The 19,856-nt window shown below is 48.9% G+C and carries 24 protein-coding genes; 10 read left to right on the top strand and 14 right to left on the bottom strand.

The window, feature by feature from the left end:
* Together KB557_RS02665 and KB557_RS02660 are read left to right on the top strand one after the other, a co-directional pair.
* On the top strand, nt 1-747 hold a 747-nt coding region (locus KB557_RS02665; protein WP_255131252.1), incomplete at its 5' end, for a penicillin-binding transpeptidase domain-containing protein.
* 48 nt (nt 748-795) lie between these two features.
* Nucleotides 796-1,965, top strand: coding sequence for a transaldolase (locus tag KB557_RS02660; protein ID WP_255131251.1), 1,170 nt, complete (start codon nt 796-798; stop codon nt 1,963-1,965).
* Here the strand turns inward: KB557_RS02660 and KB557_RS02655 are convergent.
* From KB557_RS02655 to KB557_RS02625, 7 genes are all read right to left on the bottom strand, one after another.
* Entirely contained in the window at nt 1,936-2,967 is a 1,032-nt protein-coding gene (locus tag KB557_RS02655; RefSeq protein WP_255131249.1) for an esterase-like activity of phytase family protein, read from the bottom strand. The genes KB557_RS02660 and KB557_RS02655 overlap by 30 nt on opposite strands.
* Nucleotides 2,964-4,127 (bottom strand): NAD(P)/FAD-dependent oxidoreductase, encoded by a 1,164-nt coding sequence (locus tag KB557_RS02650; RefSeq protein WP_255131247.1) that lies wholly within the window; start codon nt 4,125-4,127, stop codon nt 2,964-2,966. The genes KB557_RS02655 and KB557_RS02650 overlap by 4 nt, the downstream gene beginning before the upstream one ends.
* The gene (gene frr / locus KB557_RS02645; RefSeq protein ID WP_255131246.1) at nt 4,124-4,663 is read right to left on the bottom strand and encodes a ribosome recycling factor; all 540 of its coding nucleotides are present in this window, start codon (nt 4,661-4,663) and stop codon (nt 4,124-4,126) included. Before frr ends, KB557_RS02650 begins: the two co-directional genes overlap by 4 nt.
* Nucleotides 4,664-4,693: 30 nt before the next feature.
* Entirely contained in the window at nt 4,694-5,407 is a 714-nt protein-coding gene (pyrH, locus tag KB557_RS02640; RefSeq protein WP_255131257.1) for a UMP kinase, read from the bottom strand.
* Nucleotides 5,408-5,509: 102 nt separating this feature from the next.
* Nucleotides 5,510-6,139, bottom strand: a complete 630-nt coding sequence (cobO, locus tag KB557_RS02635; protein ID WP_255131256.1) for a cob(I)yrinic acid a,c-diamide adenosyltransferase — start codon at nt 6,137-6,139, stop codon at nt 5,510-5,512.
* Between the two features lie 7 nt (nt 6,140-6,146).
* On the bottom strand, nt 6,147-6,779 hold the full coding sequence (locus KB557_RS02630) for a class I SAM-dependent methyltransferase (protein WP_255131245.1): 633 nt from the start codon (nt 6,777-6,779) through the stop codon (nt 6,147-6,149).
* Complete coding sequence (locus tag KB557_RS02625) at nt 6,776-7,945, bottom strand: site-specific integrase (protein ID WP_255131244.1); 1,170 nt, start codon at nt 7,943-7,945, stop codon at nt 6,776-6,778. The genes KB557_RS02630 and KB557_RS02625 overlap by 4 nt, the downstream gene beginning before the upstream one ends.
* A 42-nt stretch (nt 7,946-7,987) precedes the next feature.
* On the opposite strand from KB557_RS02625, the gene hemH reads away from it, so the two are divergent.
* Complete coding sequence (gene hemH, locus KB557_RS02620) at nt 7,988-9,151, top strand: ferrochelatase (RefSeq protein ID WP_255131255.1); 1,164 nt, start codon at nt 7,988-7,990, stop codon at nt 9,149-9,151.
* Between the two features lie 65 nt (nt 9,152-9,216).
* Nucleotides 9,217-11,064, top strand: a complete 1,848-nt coding sequence (gene ilvB / locus KB557_RS02615; RefSeq protein ID WP_255131243.1) for a biosynthetic-type acetolactate synthase large subunit — start codon at nt 9,217-9,219, stop codon at nt 11,062-11,064.
* Nucleotides 11,065-11,074: 10 nt separating this feature from the next.
* Here ilvB and KB557_RS02610 read toward each other — a convergent pair whose 3' ends face one another.
* A complete protein-coding gene (locus tag KB557_RS02610) occupies nt 11,075-11,944 on the bottom strand; it encodes a polyphosphate kinase 2 family protein (RefSeq protein WP_255131242.1) in 870 nt (289 codons plus the stop codon).
* A gap of 106 nt (nt 11,945-12,050) precedes the next feature.
* Here KB557_RS02610 and KB557_RS02605 point away from each other — a divergent pair, with 106 nt between their 5' ends.
* Together KB557_RS02605 and KB557_RS02600 are read left to right on the top strand one after the other, a co-directional pair.
* Nucleotides 12,051-12,368 (top strand): nuclease, encoded by a 318-nt coding sequence (locus KB557_RS02605; RefSeq protein WP_255131241.1) that lies wholly within the window; start codon nt 12,051-12,053, stop codon nt 12,366-12,368.
* 4 nt (nt 12,369-12,372) lie between these two features.
* Nucleotides 12,373-12,576 (top strand): GIVxVP protein, encoded by a 204-nt coding sequence (locus tag KB557_RS02600; protein ID WP_255131240.1) that lies wholly within the window; start codon nt 12,373-12,375, stop codon nt 12,574-12,576.
* 9 nt (nt 12,577-12,585) lie between these two features.
* Here the strand turns inward: KB557_RS02600 and KB557_RS02595 are convergent, their stop codons facing one another.
* Nucleotides 12,586-13,095: a hypothetical protein gene (locus KB557_RS02595; protein WP_255131239.1), complete on the bottom strand. Its 510-nt coding sequence runs from the start codon at nt 13,093-13,095 to the stop codon at nt 12,586-12,588.
* Between the two features lie 279 nt (nt 13,096-13,374).
* On the opposite strand from KB557_RS02595, the gene KB557_RS02590 reads away from it, so the two are divergent.
* Nucleotides 13,375-14,547, top strand: coding sequence for a histidine kinase (locus KB557_RS02590; protein ID WP_255131238.1), 1,173 nt, complete (start codon nt 13,375-13,377; stop codon nt 14,545-14,547).
* Nucleotides 14,548-14,566: 19 nt separating this feature from the next.
* Here KB557_RS02590 and KB557_RS02585 read toward each other — a convergent pair whose 3' ends face one another.
* Nucleotides 14,567-14,929, bottom strand: a complete 363-nt coding sequence (locus tag KB557_RS02585; protein WP_255131254.1) for an AbrB family transcriptional regulator — start codon at nt 14,927-14,929, stop codon at nt 14,567-14,569.
* Nucleotides 14,930-15,020: 91 nt separating this feature from the next.
* On the opposite strand from KB557_RS02585, the gene KB557_RS02580 reads away from it, so the two are divergent.
* The gene (locus tag KB557_RS02580; RefSeq protein ID WP_255131237.1) at nt 15,021-15,467 is read left to right on the top strand and encodes a GNAT family N-acetyltransferase; all 447 of its coding nucleotides are present in this window, start codon (nt 15,021-15,023) and stop codon (nt 15,465-15,467) included.
* A gap of 52 nt (nt 15,468-15,519) precedes the next feature.
* On the top strand, nt 15,520-16,071 hold the full coding sequence (locus tag KB557_RS02575) for a peroxiredoxin (protein ID WP_399218552.1): 552 nt from the start codon (nt 15,520-15,522) through the stop codon (nt 16,069-16,071).
* Here KB557_RS02575 and KB557_RS02570 read toward each other — a convergent pair.
* Both KB557_RS02570 and KB557_RS02565 read right to left on the bottom strand, forming a co-directional pair.
* Complete coding sequence (locus KB557_RS02570; RefSeq protein ID WP_255131236.1) at nt 16,068-16,589, bottom strand: rhomboid family intramembrane serine protease; 522 nt, start codon at nt 16,587-16,589, stop codon at nt 16,068-16,070. The two genes, KB557_RS02575 and KB557_RS02570, sit on opposite strands and share 4 nt — an antisense overlap.
* A gap of 2 nt (nt 16,590-16,591) precedes the next feature.
* Nucleotides 16,592-17,173, bottom strand: coding sequence for a PCC domain-containing protein (locus KB557_RS02565; protein ID WP_255131235.1), 582 nt, complete (start codon nt 17,171-17,173; stop codon nt 16,592-16,594).
* Between the two features lie 16 nt (nt 17,174-17,189).
* Between KB557_RS02565 and KB557_RS02560 the strand changes: the two genes are divergently transcribed.
* Nucleotides 17,190-18,059, top strand: coding sequence for a PfkB family carbohydrate kinase (locus tag KB557_RS02560; RefSeq protein WP_255131234.1), 870 nt, complete (start codon nt 17,190-17,192; stop codon nt 18,057-18,059).
* Here KB557_RS02560 and KB557_RS02555 read toward each other — a convergent pair.
* Nucleotides 18,043-18,852: a prohibitin family protein gene (locus KB557_RS02555; protein WP_255131233.1), complete on the bottom strand. Its 810-nt coding sequence runs from the start codon at nt 18,850-18,852 to the stop codon at nt 18,043-18,045. The genes KB557_RS02560 and KB557_RS02555 overlap by 17 nt on opposite strands.
* 26 nt (nt 18,853-18,878) lie before the next feature.
* Nucleotides 18,879-19,856, bottom strand: a 978-nt coding sequence (locus KB557_RS02550; protein WP_315856182.1) for a peroxidase family protein, incomplete at its 5' end; no start/stop codon positions are given.

Below are 19,856 nucleotides of genomic sequence, written 5' to 3'. Positions count from 1 at the left end.
AATAACGATAAATCGGCATATGGTTTGATTGATTTACCCACCACATTGCAGGTTTCAAGCAATGTGGCAATGGTGAAGGCAATGCAAAAACTGAAGCCAGCGATTTATTGGCAGTGGCTGGATCGCATTGGTATTGGTTCAGCGCCAGACACCGACCTGCCAGGAGCAGTGAGTGGTCAGCTCAAATCACGTTCCACCTTTATTGAAAATCCAATAGAAACTGCCACTGCAGCATTTGGCCAAGGCTTTGCTTTAACCCCCCTAAAAGCATTGCAGCTCCATGGAATGTTGGTGAATGGCGGCAAATTGGTGAGTCCTCATATAACCCGTGGCCTGCGTAGTGGCGACAATTTGGCCACCGCTGGCCCTACAAATGGCCTGCAAATGCTCGATCCAGCTGTATGTGCTCTTGTGTTGAACTGGCTTGAAACCGTTGTGGAGAAAGGGAGCGGAAAAGCAACCCAGGTGCCTGGCTATCGCATTGGAGGTAAAACCGGCACAGCCCAGAAGGCAGCCAATGGCGTTTATATCTCTGGAGCACGAATAACCAGTTTTGTGGCCCACCTGCCGATTAATGATCCTCGCTACGTGGTGTTGGTGGTAGTTGATGAACCGCAGGGGGGAAATGCCTATGGTTCAACTGTTGCAGCACCAGTTGCCAAAAGCATTATTGAGGCTTTGCTTGTAATTGAGCAAATTCCCCCTAACAAACCAAGCATTTCAAATAAAACCTTAAGCAAGGCTTGAACCGCAATTAAAAAGCGCAGCTACGGTAAAACCAATCGCACCAATACCTTGGCGACCTTGCTCGAACAGCTTTCAGGCATGACTGTGGTAGTAGCCGACACCGGCGATCTCCAAGCAATACAACAATTCACCCCAAGGGATGCCACCACAAATCCATCCTTAATTTTGGCGGCAGCTCAAATTCCTGCCTATCAGCACTTAATAGACGACACCTTGAGGGCATCCCGCAGCCTGATCGGAGCAAATGCCCCTGCTGAAGAGGTTGTTGGTGAAGCCCTAGATGAAATCTGCGTGAGTTTTGGTAAGGAAATCCTCAAAATTGTTCCTGGCCGGGTTTCAACCGAAGTTGACGCTCGCCTCAGCTTTAACACCGAAGCAACAATTGCAAAAGCACACAAGTTGATCGGTTTATACAATGACGCTGGTATCACTAATGATCGAGTACTAATAAAAATTGCCTCTACATGGGAAGGGATCAAAGCAGCTGAATCCCTAGAGAAAGAGGGAATTCACTGCAACCTAACGCTCCTATTCGGCTTTGCTCAGGCCGTTGCTTGCGCGGAGGCAGGAATTACATTGATATCTCCTTTTGTTGGAAGGATTCTAGATTGGTACAAGAAAGATTCAGGCCGCGACAGCTATCCAGGCCCTGAGGATCCCGGTGTGATCTCAGTAACTAAAATATTTAATTATTTTAAAACCTATGGTTACAAAACAGAAGTGATGGGAGCTAGCTTCCGCAATTTAGATGAAATCATTGAATTAGCAGGTTGTGATCTACTTACAATTTCTCCAAAACTACTAGACCAATTACGCAACACTGAGGCTGAATTGAGCCGCAAACTGAATCCAGCGGCTCCTGGTGCCACTATTGAAAAGTTCAGCATCGATGCCAATCAGTTCAGCGAAATGATGCAGGAAGATCGCATGGCCCATGAAAAATTACATGAAGGAATTCAAGGCTTTAGCAAAGCAATTGATACCCTTGAAGCACAATTAGCCCATCGCCTGGCTGTACTTGAAGGTGGTGCTGCCTTTGCCCATGCAGCGCAAGAAATCTTTTTACTTAACGACCTTGATGGAGATGGTTGTATTACTCGAGAAGAATGGCTTGGTAGCGATGCGGTGTTTGATGCTCTTGATATTGATCACGACGGTCGCTTAATGCCAGAGGATGTAAGGGGCGGACTAGGGGCGGCCCTTGCCACAAGCCGCTAATCGCAATGGTGCAAGCAAGGCAACACGATTTGCCTGCAGCGGATTGAAATTATCGTCGCTGGCAAGCAACAGGGTGGAGCGGCCATCGCCTAGGCGTGGCCCTTCTCCCATGGCTTCCCAGTTGTCTGGCATTAAACCCAAGCCGATTAGATCCCAATGGGCAATCGGTTTCAACGCTGCTTGTTTTGTTTCGGTTAATGGCACTGATGGAAAAAGTTCTAGCCGCGCCCACCATTTCTGCGGTTCTTGATATCCACGCCAAAGGGCAAGTAAACCTCCATTTTTCAGAGCGATTAGATCCGTTAAGCCCCAATGAGCCTCCGCGCCAGCTGCGGGTTGGTAGCTAAGCGGTGTGCCGATGGGCCTGAATTCAACTTTAATTTTCTTTGCGGGCGTTGAAATTATTTGCGCCAACAGCATTCGCAATTCAGAGCTGGGATCTTGGCGAAGGGGACGCTCTGCCGCCAGCAACAGCTTTTGGCCCGGCAACGCCAACAGCGCTTCCGGACCTTGATTTGGCAGCAAACCACTATCAGCAGCTGGCTGCCATTGATCCGGCAGAGGAAATCTCTGAATTAAACCAAAACTAAAAGCCGCTGTTTTATCTAATTGCAGCAATTCAGCAGGTTGCGTTTCGCGGTTACGGGCTTCACTCGCCATCCACCAATAACCTGCAGATTGAACTAACGCCTCCCCATCAAAGGGGGTGGATGGAAGCCCTTGAATTGGTTCTGGCTCCGCCAATTTCCAGCGAGGATTCAAAAGTGAACCGCGCCATTCAGCCGCGAGCGTGAAGCTGCGCTGAGCGTCACTAAGTAAGAGAAGTTGGGGGAACTTATTTTTATTTTTAGCCTCAGATTTATTTTCAAACTTAGTGAGAAGTTGTAGAGCAGAAAATCCACCGATCGGCTCGCCTTTAGCGGATAGCTTTGGCAATTCTTCTTGCCATAGCAATTGCCATCCAGCGGATAATGGGCAAGGCAGCAACGCGGTATCTATCATTTCAAACCCAGCATGCTGCCACCAAGGCGACGAATGACCCGTTGGGCAATATCGCCATAACCCATCTCACCGCTAAGAATTTGAGCAATTCTTTGGGGAGCTGTGGGTCGTTTAATTCCAAGTTGGTAGCCAACTTTTGGAAATCGATAGAACACCTGGCCAATGCGCCGCCCCCATTGCATCGAATCGCCCCATTCAGCCCGCATTGTTGCTGTGTAATTAGCTAGAGCAGCGAGATCTCCCCCCAACCAACGGTGCAGGGCCTCGGCAGAGCGCACGCCAGAGAGCAAAGCTGGCCGCAATCCCTCTGCGAGAAAAGGATCCGCAAGCGAAGCGGCATCTCCAACAGCAACTACACCATGGCCATGGAGGGGATGATGGCCATTCCAAACCCTTAGAGGCCAGGGGCGTCGCATGCCAGCATTAGCTTCAAAACCAAGTGCTGGCAATAGTTTATTCAAAACTTGATCGTAATTAGTTACATCATTTTTAGAAGAATCACCCAAAAAAGTTCCTACGCCGATGCTGTAACCACCCTCTCTTGGAAAACACCAGCAAAAACCATGTTTAACAAGGCCAAATTCAAATCGAGCCGTTGATTCATCGAGCACTGGCCCCTCCAACTCCACAGCTAAAGCAGAGGCAAGTTTTGGTTTGGGATCACCTAAGCCCAGCTCACGTGTGAGATCTCCTTTTGAGCCATGGGCTAAAACAAGGGCGCGGCAACACAGATATTGGTCGCCGCCAGAAGCTCTCAATTGCAAACGCCATCCATTGGAATCGCGTTCAATCGCTTTTACGCCAAAACCAAACAAACATTCAGCGCCATGGCTTTGGGCTTGCTCCAGGAGGAAAACATCTAGCTTTTTTCTTCTCACGATCCAAAAAGGGGATTCCCCTGGAAGTGGCGCTAGCACAGGATCATCCAGGCACCAGGTGAAGCGCACTTGATCGATTACTCGATCCACCACCGGAGCAAGATCACAGGGAAACCAGCTTTGAACTGAGGCTGCCATTCCCCCTCCGCAAGGTTTTGCTTGGGGCCAGGGGCCAGGTTCAATTACCGCTACTGAATGTCCTAGAAGGGCGAGGTGATACGCGGCTGAGCTACCGGCGGCACCGGCGCCAACAACAGCCACATCCAGCCTAGAAGCACTCACACTTTCAAGATATCAACTTCTTTATCTGCTAATAATTTTTCGAGCTCAATTATAGATTTATCAGTAATTTTTTGTACTTTTTCTTGCTGATCACGGCTAAGATCTTCCGACAAATCACCATCCTTTTCCTGCTTTTTTATTTGATCAATCGCATCGCGCCTGATATTACGTAAAGCCACCTTTCCCTCCTCTGCATATTTAGCTAGTAACTTACAAAACTCTTTGCGACGCTCGGTGGTTAAAGGTGGAATATTGATTCTTATTACCTTGCCGTCATTATTAGTGGTGAGCCCTAAATCACTATTTGAGATTGATTTTTCGATCAGAGCCATCGCGCCACTATCAAACGGCTGGATCTGGATGGTTTGTGAATCTGGCGTAGAAATAGTTGCCAAAGATTTTAGAGGTGTTTCAGCTCCGTAATATTCAACAATGATTTTGTCTAACAGTGATGGATTCGCCCTACCTGTTCGAATTGTATTAAAAGTCCGTTGGGTTGAATCCAACGCTTTACGCATGCTTACTTCAAGGTCCATGGGATGCCAGCTATCGAAAGTGCTTAGAGATTAGGCCGAGGGGGTGATCCTGGTGCCGATTGCTTCACCGGCAACGGCACGGGAAATGTTGCCAGCACCAAATAAATCAAACACCACTATGGGAATCGAATTGTCTTTACAAAGTGCAATAGCTGTGGAATCCATTACACCGAGCTCGCCTGCCAACACATCTTGAAAAGTGAGGCTTTCATATCGCACAGCATCGGGATATTTCACTGGATCACGGTCGTAAACCCCATCCACTTTGGTGGCTTTAAGCACCACATTTGCACTGATCTCAGCTGCCCTTAGGGCTGCTGTGGTGTCTGTTGTGAAAAAAGGGTTGCCGCAACCGGCCCCAAAGATCACCACCCTTCCCTTTTCAAGATGACGAATTGCCTTACGACGGATATACGGCTCTGCTACCTCCTGCATTGCTATAGCGCTTTGCACCCTGGTGGGAATGCCAGCACGCTCGAGCCCATCCTGCAATGTGATCGCATTCATCACCGTGGCGAGCATGCCCACGTAGTCGGCGGTGGCCCGATCCATGCCAGCAGCAGAACCCTTGAGACCTCGGAAAATGTTGCCACCTCCCACCACGATGGCTAGCTCGGTGCCCGTCGCCACAACAGCAGCTACATCGCAAGCAATCGCACTCACAATGGCTGGATCGATGCCGTACCCCTGAGACCCCATCAAGGCCTCACCACTGAGCTTGAGCAAAACCCTTTTGTAAGCCATCAATTACCTCTATCCGGCGAACAGTAGCAACCGCCCTAAACAAAATTTGCTATTTAGTATCAAGCTGAAGCAACTTAAAAAATAATTAAATTGGTTGGATTATCAAAATTCAATTCCTTGCTGAGCTTTAACCCCTTGCTCGCGAAAAGGATGTTTAACCATCGTCATCTCTGTAACCAAATCGGCCCGTTCGATTAATCCCGGGGGAGCGCCCCTACCTGTTAACACCACATGGGTGCCAGCTGGCCGCTCAGCAATGCCTTCAAGAACCCACTCGAGAGGCAAATAACCAAGCTTCATGGCCACATTCACCTCATCGAGCAAAACAAGCTGCATCTCTGGATCACGCAAATGCAGCAAAGACTGCTGCCAGGCCGCTTCCACCAGCTGCTGATCTCGGGCGCGATCTTGGGTTTCCCAAGTAAAACCCTCACCTAGGGCATGCCAGCTGATTAAGTCGTTAAAGCGACGCAAGGCAAGAGCCTCTCCTGGTTCCCAGGCACCTTTTATGTATTGCACCACCGCCACCTTTTTGCCATGGCCAAGGGTGCGAAGCACCATGCCAAGGGCTGCTGTGGTTTTACCTTTGCCGAGGCCGGTGTGTACTAGCACCAAGCCCTTTTCTAGGTTTCGCTCCCCCACCCGCTGGTCTTGCACCTGTTTGCGACGTTCCATCTTCAAACGATGGGATTCCAATTCCGCGTTAGCAGCTACAGGGGTTAGTTCACTCATGATTTCATTATTCAGGGGTGCAAAGCAATCGTTGCAGGGTGCCACCAGCCAGCAGATCTTTGCGTTCCACCTGCCAGCCGCGCTTTGTTAATTCCTGCTCAAAAGGAAGCGCAAGAAAATCAATTGCTGTTTCTGTTTCAAACAATGCGCAAAACAGATTTTGTAAAGGAGCAAGGCCTGCACCCGCCGGGTGTAGATCCACAATCACAAGCCACCCCCCCGGCAGCAGGAGGGTTTTAGCTGCTTCCAGCAAACACCAACGCTCCTCTGCTGGAAACTCATGGAGCGCCAAGCTGAGTTGGATAGCAGCAAAAGTTGATGCTTCTAACGGAGGTTTTTCGGCTAGCCCTTGCACCAATTTCAAGGCTGGATAACGCTTAGCTGCAAGTTCAAGGGCCCTGGCTGATATATCCAACCCCGAAACATCAAATCCAGCCGCCATTAATGGCGCCGCTGCATCACCGCTGCCGCAACAAAGATCGAGCACGGCAGACCCCGGGGGTAAGCGATCAATCAATACCTCCGCCCCGAGAGATCGCAACCGCTGAACTCCACCTACGGCAACAGAAGAAACGGCTGTAACGCTGTCGTAGATCCAGCGATAGCGATAGGCCAACTGCCTGAGCGGACGGGCTGTCATGCGCTGCGCCGCGCCAAGGCAGCATCCACCGCCATCTGTTGATCACGGCGAGTGATCCAGTGGTGATAAGTGCGGGTGTGGATTGCCACGGAGTGCCCCATCATGCGGGCAGCCACCGTATCGGGCAAACCCACATGAATGGTGCGCAAGGCCCAGGCATGGCGGAGGTCGTATGGGGTGAAAGGCAGCTGATAACGGCGAAATTGCTCAGCCACCCTTCTACCCACCTGCTGCAGGGTGGTGCGGCGCAGGTCTGTGGCAACAAGCGGTAACAAGCTGGAATCAGTTGCAAGCTGGCGCAAATTGAAATGTTCTACCCAATTTGGTTGAAAAGGCCACACCTGATGTTCGCCGGTTTTGGTGGTGGGAAGCACCCTCACAACAGCGGCAGGATCCAGATCAAAACCAGAAAAATCGCAAAAAAACAACTCGTGATTTCGCAACCCGTAGGTGGCCATCAAGCCGTAGGCCAAGCGCCAACGGGGATTTGGAATCAACTCAAAGCCTTTAAGGATTTGGGAATCACTGGGTAACTCACGAAACTGGGCCTGATGCAGGCCATAGCCTGCGGCCCTTTCCGACCAATCTGGCGGCAAGCTGATCCCTTCCTCTCGAGCCAACACCGCAAGCACCGTGCCGCATTGCTGCCGGGCTCTGCTTGCTAAGGGATAGGTTTCCAATACCTGCTCCAGCAACTTTGCAGAGAGTTTTTCTTTGAAGGGTGTTTTGGAAATTTCCTCAAAAGTGGTTTTTAAACGGTTGAGGTAGGGGCGATAGGCGGCTGTCCATGTTGTGCGTGCACCAGCGGGATTACGGCGACGGCGGGGGTCGTTAAAAAACCATTCTTCAAAGCGTTGCAGCTGAGAATGCAGAGAAGAATTGTCAACATTGACAACATCTATAGAACTTGAGGGCCACTGAAAAAGACCTTGATTTACCTCCATCTGCACCTGATGCAGCTGTTTTAGAGCCAATACCAAACCAGCCTGATTTGCGCTTAAGCCAAGGCTTAAGCGCTGCACCCGCAACCCCTCTGCGCCACTGCGTTGGGGTAAAGGCCCCCGCAGACAAAGCAGCTGCCCCCGCTGTTCAAGCCGTAAACGAATACCTGTGCAACGCAAGGCACTGTTGCTTTGGGCAAGTGTTGCTGCAAAGGGAACACCCATGGCAATGGCGGTTAAGCTCGAGGCAGTTTGAAAGAAATGAGCATGGGCCGGGTCGGCATTGTGCTGCTGAACCTTGGGGGCCCAGAGCGTATCCAAGATGTAGGGCCTTTTCTATACAACTTATTTGCGGATCCGGAAATTATTCGGTTGCCGCTTCCAGTGCTTCAAAAGCCACTTGCTTGGTTGATAAGTAGCTTGCGCAGCAGTAAGTCTCAGGAGGCCTACCGCTCTATTGGAGGGGGTTCCCCCCTGCGGCGCATTACAGATCACCAGGCCAGGGAATTACAAAGCCTGCTGCGCCAGAGGGGCATGGAGGCCACCACCTACGTGGCGATGCGCTATTGGCACCCATTTACAGAATCGGCTGTTGCCGACATGAAAGCAGATGAAATTGATCAAGTGGTGGTTTTGCCTCTCTACCCCCATTTCTCAATCAGCACAAGCGGTTCCAGTTTTCGGGAATTACAGCGGCTGCAACAGGCAGATGCCGATTTTGCCCAATTACCGCTGCGGGCAATTCGCAGCTGGTACGACCACCCTGGTTACCTCAAAGCGATGGTGCAATTAATAATTAAAGAATTAGATGCCTGCGTAGATCCAGCCACAGCCCATGTGTTTTTTAGTGCCCATGGGGTTCCTAAAAGTTATGTGGAAGAAGCGGGCGATCCATATCAAAGCGAAATCCAAAATTGTGCGCGGCTGATAATGGAAACCCTCGATCGCAGCAACCCTTGGACCCTTGCATACCAAAGCAGGGTGGGACCGGTGGAATGGCTGCAGCCTTATACAGAAGAAGCCTTAGAGGATCTTGGGGCTGCTGGAGTTAAAGAACTTGTGGTGGTGCCGATCAGCTTTGTAAGTGAACACATTGAAACCCTGGAAGAAATAGATATTGAGTACCGCGAAATTGCAACTGAAGCAGGGGTAAGTAATTTTCGCAGGGTGCCTGCCCTCGATACCGATCCAACCTTTATTGCCTGCCTTGCAGATTTGGTTGAAACTTCAATGGCTGGCCCTGAGGTGAATCTGGAGCGAGCTGCTGCGCTACCAGCGCGCACCAAGCTTTACCCCCAGGAAAAATGGGTGTGGGGCTGGAACAACACTTCCGAGGTGTGGAACGGCAGGCTTGCCATGCTCGGCTTTTCTGCATTTTTGCTGGAGCTACTCAGCGGCCACGGACCGCTGCACAACATGGGACTGCTCTAAGCAGAGTCATGAGGGCCCTTAGCCAACTAAGTTAATTAACCAATGAACAGCTAACTGGTGCTGCCGTGACTGCCACTACAGCTTCCCAAACCACAGTGTCCCTGCAGGTGCCAGGGAAGGTGAGCGGCGCTTATGCCCTCATGGATGCATTACATCGCCATGGGGTTGAACACATATTTGGATATCCCGGTGGAGCAATCCTGCCGATCTACGACGAACTTCACCTAGCAGAGCAACGGGGCTGGCTTAAGCACCTATTGGTGCGCCATGAGCAGGGGGGAACTCACGCCGCTGATGCTTATGCGAGAGCCACCGGCAAAGTGGGAGTTTGTTTTGGCACATCTGGCCCTGGTGCAACGAATCTCGTAACAGGCATTGCTACAGCGCAGATGGACTCTGTGCCAATGGTTGTAATTACGGGCCAGGTGCCACGGCCAGCTATTGGCACTGATGCCTTTCAGGAAACAGATATTTTTGGCATCACCCTTCCAATCGTTAAACATTCCTGGGTGGTGCGGGATCCGGCTCAGATCGGCAAGATCGTGGCCGAAGCTTTCTTGATCGCTTCAAGCGGACGCCCAGGGCCTGTGTTGATTGACGTGCCTAAAGATGTAGGGATTGAGCTTTTTGACTACGTACCAGTTGAGCCAGGTTCAGTGGTGCCAACTGGCTTCCATCTGCCACGAGCGCCAAAACAGGCAAGCATTGAGAAAGCTCTGGAATTGATTCGTGAAGCAAGGCGTCCGCTGCTTTATGTGGGAGGAGGCAGCATCAGCGCCGGCGCCCACGCGGAACTAAAAGTTTTGGCGGAACGCTTCCAATTGCCCGTTACTACAACCTTAATGGGCAAGGGCAGCTTCAACGAAAACCATCCGTTAGCGGTGGGAATGCTTGGGATGCATGGCACAGCCTATGCAAATTTCGCTGTAACTGATTGTGATTTGTTAATCGCAAGTGGCGCAAGATTTGATGACAGGGTAACAGGAAGGCTTGATAGTTTTGCCCCTAGGGCAAGGGTGATTCATATTGATATTGATGCAGCTGAGGTTGGCAAGAACCGCTGCCCAGATGTTGCAATAGTGGCTGATGTAAAGCTTGCATTGCAGGCGCTTTTAAAGGCATCAGATCAAGAAACAACAAGCTTCCGCACCGCAGCCTGGCTAGAGCGCATCAATGAATGGAAAAAAAATTATCCACTTAATATTCCCGAACCAATTGGTGCAATTGCCCCACAAGAAGTAATGCTTGCGCTGCGGGATCTTGCCCCCAATGCAACTATAACTACTGATGTTGGCCAACATCAAATGTGGGCTGCACAATACTTAAATAACGGTCCGCGGCAATGGATTAGTAGTAGCGGGCTGGGCACAATGGGTTTTGGTTTACCTGCAGCGGTTGGAGCTCAAACAGCATTGGAAGGTCAACAAGTAATTTGCGTTGCAGGTGATGCCAGTGTGCTGATGAATATTCAGGAACTCGGAACGCTCGCTCAATATCAACTACCAGTTAAGTTGATAATAATAAACAATGGCTGGCAAGGCATGGTTCGCCAATGGCAGGAAAGTTTCTATGAAGAGCGTTATTCCGCCTCTGATATGAGTAAAGGAATGCCAGATTTCCCTGCACTTGCGGAAGCTTTTGGCGTTAAGGGTATGGCAATAACTAACCGGGAAGCACTGCGCAGCAGCCTCCAGGAAGCTTTTGATTACCCCGGACCAGTTTTAGTGGATGTAAAAGTACGCCGAAATGAAAATTGTTATCCAATGGTGCCGCCCGGCAAGAGCAATGCCCAAATGGTTGGGTTACCAAGCCATCCTGAACTAGCCCTAAGCGAAAGACGTAATTGCGGTAACTGCGGCCATTCAAACCCAAGTGAACACATGTGTTGTTCAAATTGTGGCGAGCGCCTATAAAATTATCGACTCACGATAATAGTTTTTTACCTTTAGCCAGAGCATCATTCTGTTCTTTTGTAAGGAGTGGATAGCGGAGTTTTAGATCATCAAGAGCAGCATTAATAGTTTTTGTAATTATCAAACGACCAAACCATTTGTTATTCATTGGCACGCAATACCAAGGTGCATAGCTGGTGCTTGTATTTTGTAGCATTGCCTCAAAAGCATTTTGATAATCATCCCAGTAGCGCCTTTCCTCTAAATCGCTAAACGAAAATTTCCAATTTTTTTCTGGGGCATGCAGGCGCTTTAAGAAACGTTTTCGTTGTTCATCAGCGCTGATATGCAAGAAAAATTTAAGCACGATAATACCGTTGCGAAAAAGATGTTTCTCAAATGCATTAATGTCTTCATAGCGATTTTCCCAGATATCAGGCCCCAAAAGTGAATCAGGCAAGGATTGATTTGCCACAAGATTATGAACCTTTACTACAAGCACTTCCTCATAGTAGGAGCGATTAAATATACCAATTTCCCCTCTTTGCGGGAGCCCTAGATTGTAGCGCCACAACCAATTATGACGCAAATCATCAACGGAAGGATGTTTGAAACTATGTACTCTTACCCCCTGAGGATTAACCCCACTCATAACATGCTTAATGGTTGAATCTTTGCCCGCAGCATCTATTGCCTGAAGCACTATCAATACACCCCAGCGTGCATCGGCGTAGAGCAGATCCTGGAATTTCGCCAGCTGTTGAACCCCCTCAAGAAGCAGTTCATTTGAGGCAGATTTATCTTTTAAGTTACCTGTAAAGTTTGGATTTTGATCGGCCAAACAAAATGAACTACCGCTAGAAACCTTATAAAAACCGGGTTGATGCCATTCAGCTGCCACAGCACTTCCAGCAATAGACGATAATAGCAAGGGATTTAGGTTTTAAATGAATTGGTTTTGTCTTTGCTTTGTGCATGTTCTTATATTAATTACTTGTTTACTGCAAATGCCAAGCTTTGCTTCAGCAGCTGAAGTGCTCCAGGTACGAGAAGCGGATCTACTACTGATTGGTGATCAAAATCGCACGTATAGCGTTCGCCTTGCATGCGCAGAGATCCAACCAGGCAAAGAAAAAGCTGCCATTGATTTCCTGCGCAAAACGCTGCCGAGGCGCCAACGCGTTAATTTGATGCCAATCGGCAGCGAAGAAGGATTGTTACTCGCAAGAGTGAGAGCTTTAGGCAGTGATTCAGATCTAACTACTTTATTAGTGGAGCAGCAGTTGGCTACAATTAGTTCAACGTGCGAAAACAAAACATCTTAAGAAAATGAGCCTTAATCGCACAGCTAAGGGTATTGTTTTGGTGCCATGCCTGCTACTTGGAGCAGCTTTTATAAGTGCCGGGGTTTGGGGTGGCGAAACAAACCAAACAGTGGCCTACAGCCTTGGTGGTGCCCTTACGTTGGGGGGAATATTAGCTCAATTGTTGCCAGATGGTAGCAATAAACCAGATGTTGAAGATAATAATTAAGAGTTTTTCTTACGGTTTTTTAGCGCCTGCCTGGCCTTGTTCCTGCATCAATTTAAAAAATGCTGGAGTTGGGTAAAAAACAAATTCATCGTTTTTTGTTTCAATCATCCTGCTCAAAGCAACAGTAAGATCTGCAGCTAACAACTCAACCTTCGTTCCTGTTATTTTTGCAGCAGCAGCAGCAGCATCGTTATAAGAAAGGAAGAAAACAGCCTTTGTCCCCTTGGGCGTGTTTACTGTTATGAAGGGTTTAGAGAAGAATACTGGCACCGAAAGACCTTCATTAATGTCTTTTTCGCTAACCCCTTGCTTGCGTAACAGTTCAACAGCTTTCGACATATCTATTTCTGAACTAATAACAGGAGCCACAAGTTTTTTATCAGTAAGTTTTTTATTAATTTCATTTACTTTATCGTTAGCTAAATTCATCGGTATTGGTGTTACCCGTGCCTTAGCCGTTGGATTTGCCTTATTAAAAGCATCCAATTCCTTTAGGGCTTTAGCTTGATCAAGGAACATGGGCAGGAGCAAATTCTTATCACCCTGGGGAATTGGAATTGGCGCCCCTTGATCATTAGTGATTAGAAAAACCGGAATAACGGCTAATTTCCTAAGGGCATCAGCTTCTGGAATGGCATACACCGCCCCAGCACCTAGAACTAGGGGAAAGCAAGCTGCTGCACCTAAGAAAGCAGATCGAAAACCTGATACAACACGCTTCACAAAAATCCCACAACCGATTGCTAAAGCGTAAGCAGAAAACAAGCTCTAATCTCCATGGGCTGGACGGTATGTGTCATGACCACCAATAAGAACTTTGCTGCTCTGCAGATTGCGGGCGTGTTAGCAGCACTTCTTGGCAGTCAGAGCCTTGTGGCATCTGAACCTTTAGCTGGCAATGCCTTAATTCTGCTTCCAAGCGAGGGGGCAATTGCCGGAATAGGCGACGGCCTAAGGCGTGGGTTTGGCTTAGCCCAAGAGCAAAGCCAGTTATGTGGTGCCCCCTCAACTCAGTGGTCTATTGGTTGGATAAAACCTGGCAGCGATCCAGCAAACCAATTAAGCAAACGCAAATTACCTCCCTTATTGCTTGCTCCACCTGCAACACCCTTAGTAGAAACTGGCTTATTGGCAGCTTCAGAACAACGACAAATAATTCTGCCGCTGCAAAGGGGGGCTTCATTGCAGCAATTGGCAAGCCGCCGTGGATCAGATCAACTTTGGCCGATTACTCCTGCCCGCAGCCTAGAAATTGATGCCCTTGTAAAAACAATGGTTCAAGCCAACCTGCGAAGCTTCCTATTGATTAGTGATGGCAGCGCCGAACAGCAACTATTGGCAGATCGATTTTTGGAAACCATGCGTATAAATGGAGGCGTTTTACTTGGCACTGATATAAAGGCCCGCCTGATTGATCCAAACAAACCAAAGGATTTGCAATTACTGGTGTCTGATGCTGAGTGGTTTCAACCGGCAGCTTTGGTGGTAATGAGCCCACAAAACAGTGAATTAACGCTCGCGGTGCAGGCTCAAGCCTGGCCACAAGATATGCGTTTAGCTTGGAATTTCCCGCCAAAATCAAGCAGTAGGCAGGTGCAAATTGGAGTGGCAGAAGCAAGCAGGGGGCCAGGCTGGAAAAGTTTTGAGCTGGATTTCAAAAAACGTTTTGGTTACAAACCTGGAACCGTTGAGGCAGCTGGATACGACGCCGGGCAGCTTATTGCCTTATCAGTATTACCAGCAAAAATTACTGCGCGTAATGGCATGGGGGGCTTTAATGCTGCCCTAAAACCAAAGAGTGTTTGCGCAAATGTGAAGATCAGAAAAAAAGGCGATGCGGCAAGGCCCCTGGGGGCAATAAGCAATATGGACATGAAAGCAGCAACCCCGCCAACAGCTCAACTGGATGTGATCCAATTGGAAGTTAACGGGGTGCAACTGCAGAAGGCGTTTAATTTAGGCGCTAATTAAAAGGATTAAAATCTATTAATCACTCTTCGCCTTCATCCTCACCACCCACTGGCACCAAACGGATTTGTTTGCGGCCTAGCTTAATTTCAAACTCATCACCGGGTTTCAGGTTCAGCATCGCTGTGTAGGCCTTACCTATAAGCAGATTGCCATTTCCTTGAACAGTGGCCACATAGCTGAGCTTGCGACCGCCTTTACCAACGGAAGCACCGCCAATGTCGACGCCCTTAGCCTCCAACAAAGCCTCGTAAAAAGCTGTGAAATTTAAGCGCTCGCCACCATCTTTCTTAGTGGACACATATCCACAGGCGCGAACGATATCTGATTTACTGGAGTCGCCAAGATCGCGCACCTTCGTTAAAAGGTCATTTCCGATGAGCATGAGAAGTAGAAGAAATTGATTACTTTGTAAACATACCAAACAATTGACAGAATTGAAAACCTTGATGTCCAATAAATGGCCAATCAGGCCAATGTTGCTATTCGATCAGCCGATTGCTCGGGAGGTGTATGTAGATGCTGTGCTGAACTTGCCAGAAAAGATCTACAGCAAGGCTCAACTTGATGCCTGGGCTACTGTTGCTCTTCTGCCTGGTGTGCTTGATACAACCTTGCAGAAAGGTTTTGGTTTGGTGAGTTGCAGTGAAACAGCAATTGAAGCTTTTGCTGTGCTGTATCCAGCAGATCGGGTGGCCTTGCTTTACTGCCGAGCCAGATCACATCGCCAAGGCCGTGGCAAACAATTACTACAAGCATTAGAGGAAGAGGCCATTAAGCAAGGGGTTAGGCAACTACGCACCGAGGCGAGCTATATCAGCCAGCCCCTATTTGAAAGCCTCGGCTGGGTTACAGAGCAGAAGGAACACTTGCTGATTGCTGGAATTGCCTTTGAACGCTTTCGCATGGGCAAAACCCTTTAGCCCCCAAAGCCGCCTTTTCCTAGCTAGAAGTTGAAGAGTGAAAGTAGCTGCAGTGAAAAGACGTTTCTTATTTTCTGCCTCAATAAAAGTTTTGTTAGCTGCCTCAAGCTGGGCTGCGTTTGCAAACAGAGCACTGGCATTGGGTGGGGTGCTGCCAGCGCTAGGGGAAGCGGCACCAGATTTTGATCTGGAGGGAATAAACAAGCAAGGCCCCCTGCAACGGAAACTGGCCGATTTGAGCGGCAAATGGTTGGTTTTATATTTTTATCCGAAGGATTTCACCAGTGGTTGCACCCTTGAAGCGAGGGGATTTCAGAAAGATTTAGTGAGTTTTCGTAAAAAGGGAGCGGAGATAATCGGGATCAGCGCTGATGATCCCGACCAACACGCCTCCTTCTGCGGCAGCGAGGGGCTTACATACACATTGCTATCTGATCCAGATGGCAGTGTTAGCCGCGCCTATGGCTCTTGGTTGGCGCCATTTTCGCAAAGGCACACATTTTTAATTGATCCCAATGGAATACTTAAAGCCCGTTGGACAGCGGTACAACCATCAGGACATAGCCAAGAAGTGCTGATAGAGCTTGAAAAACTACAAGCCTAGGAATTGTTTCTGGCAACAAAAGTTGCTGCTAATAAGCCACCGATAAAACCACTGAAATGACCAATCCAGCTCACCCCCGGTGCTGAAAAAATTGGTAACAAACTTGGCAAAATACCGCCGTAGCAAATCAATGCAAATACTGATAACCCGAGTGATAAAGGTTTCTTTTCAAACCAACCAATAACTAAAAGATATCCCAACAAACCGTAAACAACACCAGAAAGCCCATGGCTGCCATTTGGCCAAAACAGCCAAACGGGAATCGCACAGCAATAAACCCCTAGCCACACAGCCAAATAATCGCGACGACCGCGCAAAAGAACCAACCAAGAAAGTGGCAGAAAAGTAAGCGAATTTGCTAGAAGATGGGCAAAGCCGCTGTGGCTAAATGGAGCAGTAAGCACACCAAGAAATGAACCCCCGGGGATCATTGCAAGATTCCATTGGCCGCGGAAAATAAGCTGATCTACAAGCTCCTGCATCCAGGCAATCAGCAGGATTAGGAGCGGCAAGAGCATTCTCAAATGCGCAACTGCTCCAATTGACCACTGCTATGCAGTTCAGCTAGAGCGCTGTAACCGCCAATTGCTACTTCATCTATAAATATCTGAGGAACTGAACTCTCTGCTAATGGGGTGATTTCTGTAAATGGAATCCCAAGGGTGCGCAACATTCGCAGGGCGCGGCGCGAAAAGGGGCATTCAGGCAATCCTGCGATCGTTACCCGTGTTTGGGCGAGAGGTTTCTTAGCTACCTGTGGCTGTGGTGAAGGGGATAGGTTCAACAATCCAATCAGTAAATCAGCACCCCGCAACACAGTGGTGCCATGTTCTAGGTGGCCACCCCACACAGCACATTCATTGTCAGAAAAGCTCAGATGCAAATGCACCCCAGTTGCAGCAATCGTGCCTTGAAGGCTAATAATCTCTAATTCACCCGCCAAAACCATTGCAGAGTTGCGTCCCGGGCAAGCAAAAGATGCCTGGGAGAGATTCCCCACAACACTCAGCACAAATCCACTCAAATTGCGCTCTCGGGCAAACTGCTCAAGGCTGCTGCGCACATCACTGCCGGCATCTAGATGAAGTGGCTCGGCCTGCATAACGGAACTTTTGAAAATGGACTACCCACAGAACAGGTTAAACGCGCCCCTTACAGATCTAAAGCTTGCGGTGGTGGGCCACGTGGAATGGATGAGTTTTGTGGCGGTGGAGAACCTCCCTAGAGCTGGGAGCATTTGCCATGCAACTGATTTTAGGGAAGAAGCAGCCGGCGGCGGTGCTGTTGCAGCGGTGCAATTAGCAAGGCTAACAAAACAAAAAGTGATGTTTTTTACCGCCCTAGGCCGTGATGCGGTAGGCGAAAAGGCAGCTGCGCGCCTGCAGGAACTGGGGCTTGATTTGCATGTGGCCTGGAGGGATACCCCCACCCGCAAAGGGATCAGTTTTGTTGATTGCGCAGCAGAACGCACAATTACCGTGATTGGTGAAAGGCTGGCACCACTAGCAAGTGATCCGTTGCCTTGGAACCTTATTAGTGAATGTGATGGCGTTTTTGTAACGGCCACTGATGCCGCCGGCTTGAAACTATGCCGCCGTAGCGCCCTACTAACAGCTACACCAAGGTTGCGCTTAGCAGTGCTAGAGGCGAGTGGAATTTGTTGCGACGCCTTAATCGGTAGTGCCCTTGATGAGGCTGAGCAGGTGCCAGTTGGATCCCTCAGCCAGATACCACGATTGCGAATTGCCACCGAAGGAGCGGCAGGGGGTTGGTATGAACCAGGGGAGCGCTACGAAGCAATAAAACTAACAAAAGCTTTGGTTGATAGTTATGGCTGCGGAGATAGTTTTGCCGCCGGGGTAACAGCAGCATTAGCAGCTGGTTATAACACTTTGGACGCAATCAATTTAGGGGCCCGCTGCGGGGCTGAATGTGCCTCCATTTTTGGCCCCTTTTGTGATATCGGGGAGATCAGCGGCGTCCGTTAACTATCACCGAGCTGCCAGATGTGCCAGCGGCCCCAGGAAGTGCAGGCACCACTGAGGTTTGGCCATCCCACTTATCTAGGAATAATTTGTATAGCACTTGATCATCAAGGCTTGAATTAAGGGTCTGATAGCGCTTTGCTTCTTGTTCAGCAATTAAAACTTCAGTTTGAGCACGAAGTAATTGTTGTTCAGCAATTTGCTTTTGTTCAATTGCTGCTCTGTATTCCTCTGCTATTTGCAATCCCGTAAGATCAAGCCCCTGCACAGTTACATAGTCAAATTTACGTAGCTCTTCTGCAACTTTTTCCTGAACTAATTCAGATATTGAGTTCCATTCTGTAGCGATCGTAACAAGTTCGTACTGGGAGAAAACAGATTTAAGCGCTTTCAATAAAGAAGGTTGAATAACACGGGGATAAATCTGTTGATCATCGGTGGCAATTGTTTCATATATACGACCAGCCTCAGTGGGCTTCATCGCATATTTAACTGTTGCCGTGGCTTGAATTACCTGAAGATCTTTAGTGAGGGTAGAAAACTGTTCAGGTCGCACTTGAGTGCGCACATCAAAAAACGAAGTGTTTTGTACTAGAGGAGCTTTTATGTTGGCGCCGGGGCTACGGGGAATACCGGTTACCTTGCCAAGGGTAGTTACTACCGCCACATTGCCTGCGGGAACAATAAAAACTGTTTGGCTTAATAAAATTGCCAATGCCGCCACCACGGCAAGAATCAAGGTGAGAATTCCACCTGGCCCATCTGAGCCACCGGCAGAACGAAGTGGCGATTGCATTGGCAGTTTGTTAGAGAGTATTTATCTTAGGCAGGCAGATCAAAGCGATCGAGATTCATAACCTTTGTCCAAGCCGAACAAAAATCCAAAACAAACCTTTGAGCCCCATCGCTTTGGGCGTAGATCTCAGCAATGGCTCGCAATTGGGAATTTGAACCGAACAGCAAATCCACCCGGCTGGCGGTGAACCGTTTAATGCCACTACTGCGATCACTACCTTCGTAACTACCAGCGTGCTCAGGGCTGGGCGCCCAAACAATTTGCATATCAAGCAAATTCACAAAGAAATCATTGCTTAGGCTTCCAACCCGTTCAGTGAAAACTCCATGGCCTGCGCTGTTGCTCACTCCAAGCACCCTTAACCCAGCCACTAAAACAGTCATTTCTGGGGCTGATAAACCAAGAAGTTGGGCGCGATCCACCAAAAGATGTTCTGCCATCTTTCCTGTAGTTATTTTTTCGTAGTTGCGAAAACCATCAGCCTGGGGTTCAAGAGCTGCAAATGAGGCCACATCCGTTTCAGCCTGAGATGCATCATTGCGGCCAGGGCTGAAGGGCACTGTTAATTGAAAACCAGCAGCAGCTGCCGCCAGCTCCACCCCAACACCACCAGCTAACACAATTAGGTCTGCTAGCGATAGCAAACCGCCATTGCTGCGGTTGGAATTAAAAGCTGATTGGAGCTCAGATAAACGACCCAAAACAGCTTCAAGTTTTTGCGGTTGATTAACAGCCCAATTGCATTGCGGCTCAAGGCGTAGCCGTGCTCCATTTGCGCCTCCGCGTTTATCAGAACCACGAAAAGTAGAAGCTGATGCCCATGCAGTTTCTACAAGTTCAGATACCGTGAAACCAGAATTGCGTATTAATTGCTTTATTTCATCAATTGCAGCGGAATCAAGTAAAGGCAGATCCGCTGGAGGGATTGGATCCTGCCAAATTAAAATTTCAGCTGGCGCTTCAGGGCCAAGGTAATTAGATCGCGGACCTAAATCTCTGTGGGT

The sequence above is a fragment of the Synechococcus sp. Cruz CV12-2-Slac-r genome, from assembly GCF_024346075.1.
GTDB lineage: Bacteria > Cyanobacteriota > Cyanobacteriia > PCC-6307 > Cyanobiaceae > Synechococcus_D.
Note: the sequence above shows the minus strand (reverse complement) of the source record. Positions and strands in the feature narration are given on the sequence as shown.

What these genes read in the sequence shown, in the direction of transcription:
- KB557_RS02655 (WP_255131249.1), bottom strand. Translation starts at nt 2,967, where the DNA reads ATGATAGATACCGCGTTGCTGCCTTGCCCATTATCCGCTGGATGGCAA.
- frr (WP_255131246.1), bottom strand. Translation starts at nt 4,663, where the DNA reads ATGGACCTTGAAGTAAGCATGCGTAAAGCGTTGGATTCAACCCAACGG.
- pyrH (WP_255131257.1), bottom strand. Translation starts at nt 5,407, where the DNA reads ATGGCTTACAAAAGGGTTTTGCTCAAGCTCAGTGGTGAGGCCTTGATG.
- cobO (WP_255131256.1), bottom strand. Translation starts at nt 6,139, where the DNA reads ATGAGTGAACTAACCCCTGTAGCTGCTAACGCGGAATTGGAATCCCAT.
- KB557_RS02630 (WP_255131245.1), bottom strand. Translation starts at nt 6,779, where the DNA reads ATGACAGCCCGTCCGCTCAGGCAGTTGGCCTATCGCTATCGCTGGATC.
- KB557_RS02625 (WP_255131244.1), bottom strand. Translation starts at nt 7,945, where the DNA reads ATGGGTGTTCCCTTTGCAGCAACACTTGCCCAAAGCAACAGTGCCTTG.
- hemH (WP_255131255.1), top strand. Translation starts at nt 7,988, where the DNA reads ATGGGCCGGGTCGGCATTGTGCTGCTGAACCTTGGGGGCCCAGAGCGT.
- KB557_RS02605 (WP_255131241.1), top strand. Translation starts at nt 12,051, where the DNA reads ATGCCAAGCTTTGCTTCAGCAGCTGAAGTGCTCCAGGTACGAGAAGCG.
- KB557_RS02600 (WP_255131240.1), top strand. Translation starts at nt 12,373, where the DNA reads ATGAGCCTTAATCGCACAGCTAAGGGTATTGTTTTGGTGCCATGCCTG.
- KB557_RS02595 (WP_255131239.1), bottom strand. Translation starts at nt 13,095, where the DNA reads ATGTTCCTTGATCAAGCTAAAGCCCTAAAGGAATTGGATGCTTTTAAT.
- KB557_RS02590 (WP_255131238.1), top strand. Translation starts at nt 13,375, where the DNA reads ATGACCACCAATAAGAACTTTGCTGCTCTGCAGATTGCGGGCGTGTTA.
- KB557_RS02585 (WP_255131254.1), bottom strand. Translation starts at nt 14,929, where the DNA reads ATGCTCATCGGAAATGACCTTTTAACGAAGGTGCGCGATCTTGGCGAC.
- KB557_RS02580 (WP_255131237.1), top strand. Translation starts at nt 15,021, where the DNA reads ATGTTGCTATTCGATCAGCCGATTGCTCGGGAGGTGTATGTAGATGCT.
- KB557_RS02570 (WP_255131236.1), bottom strand. Translation starts at nt 16,589, where the DNA reads ATGCTCTTGCCGCTCCTAATCCTGCTGATTGCCTGGATGCAGGAGCTT.
- KB557_RS02565 (WP_255131235.1), bottom strand. Translation starts at nt 17,173, where the DNA reads ATGCAGGCCGAGCCACTTCATCTAGATGCCGGCAGTGATGTGCGCAGC.
- KB557_RS02560 (WP_255131234.1), top strand. Translation starts at nt 17,190, where the DNA reads ATGGACTACCCACAGAACAGGTTAAACGCGCCCCTTACAGATCTAAAG.
- KB557_RS02555 (WP_255131233.1), bottom strand. Translation starts at nt 18,852, where the DNA reads ATGCAATCGCCACTTCGTTCTGCCGGTGGCTCAGATGGGCCAGGTGGA.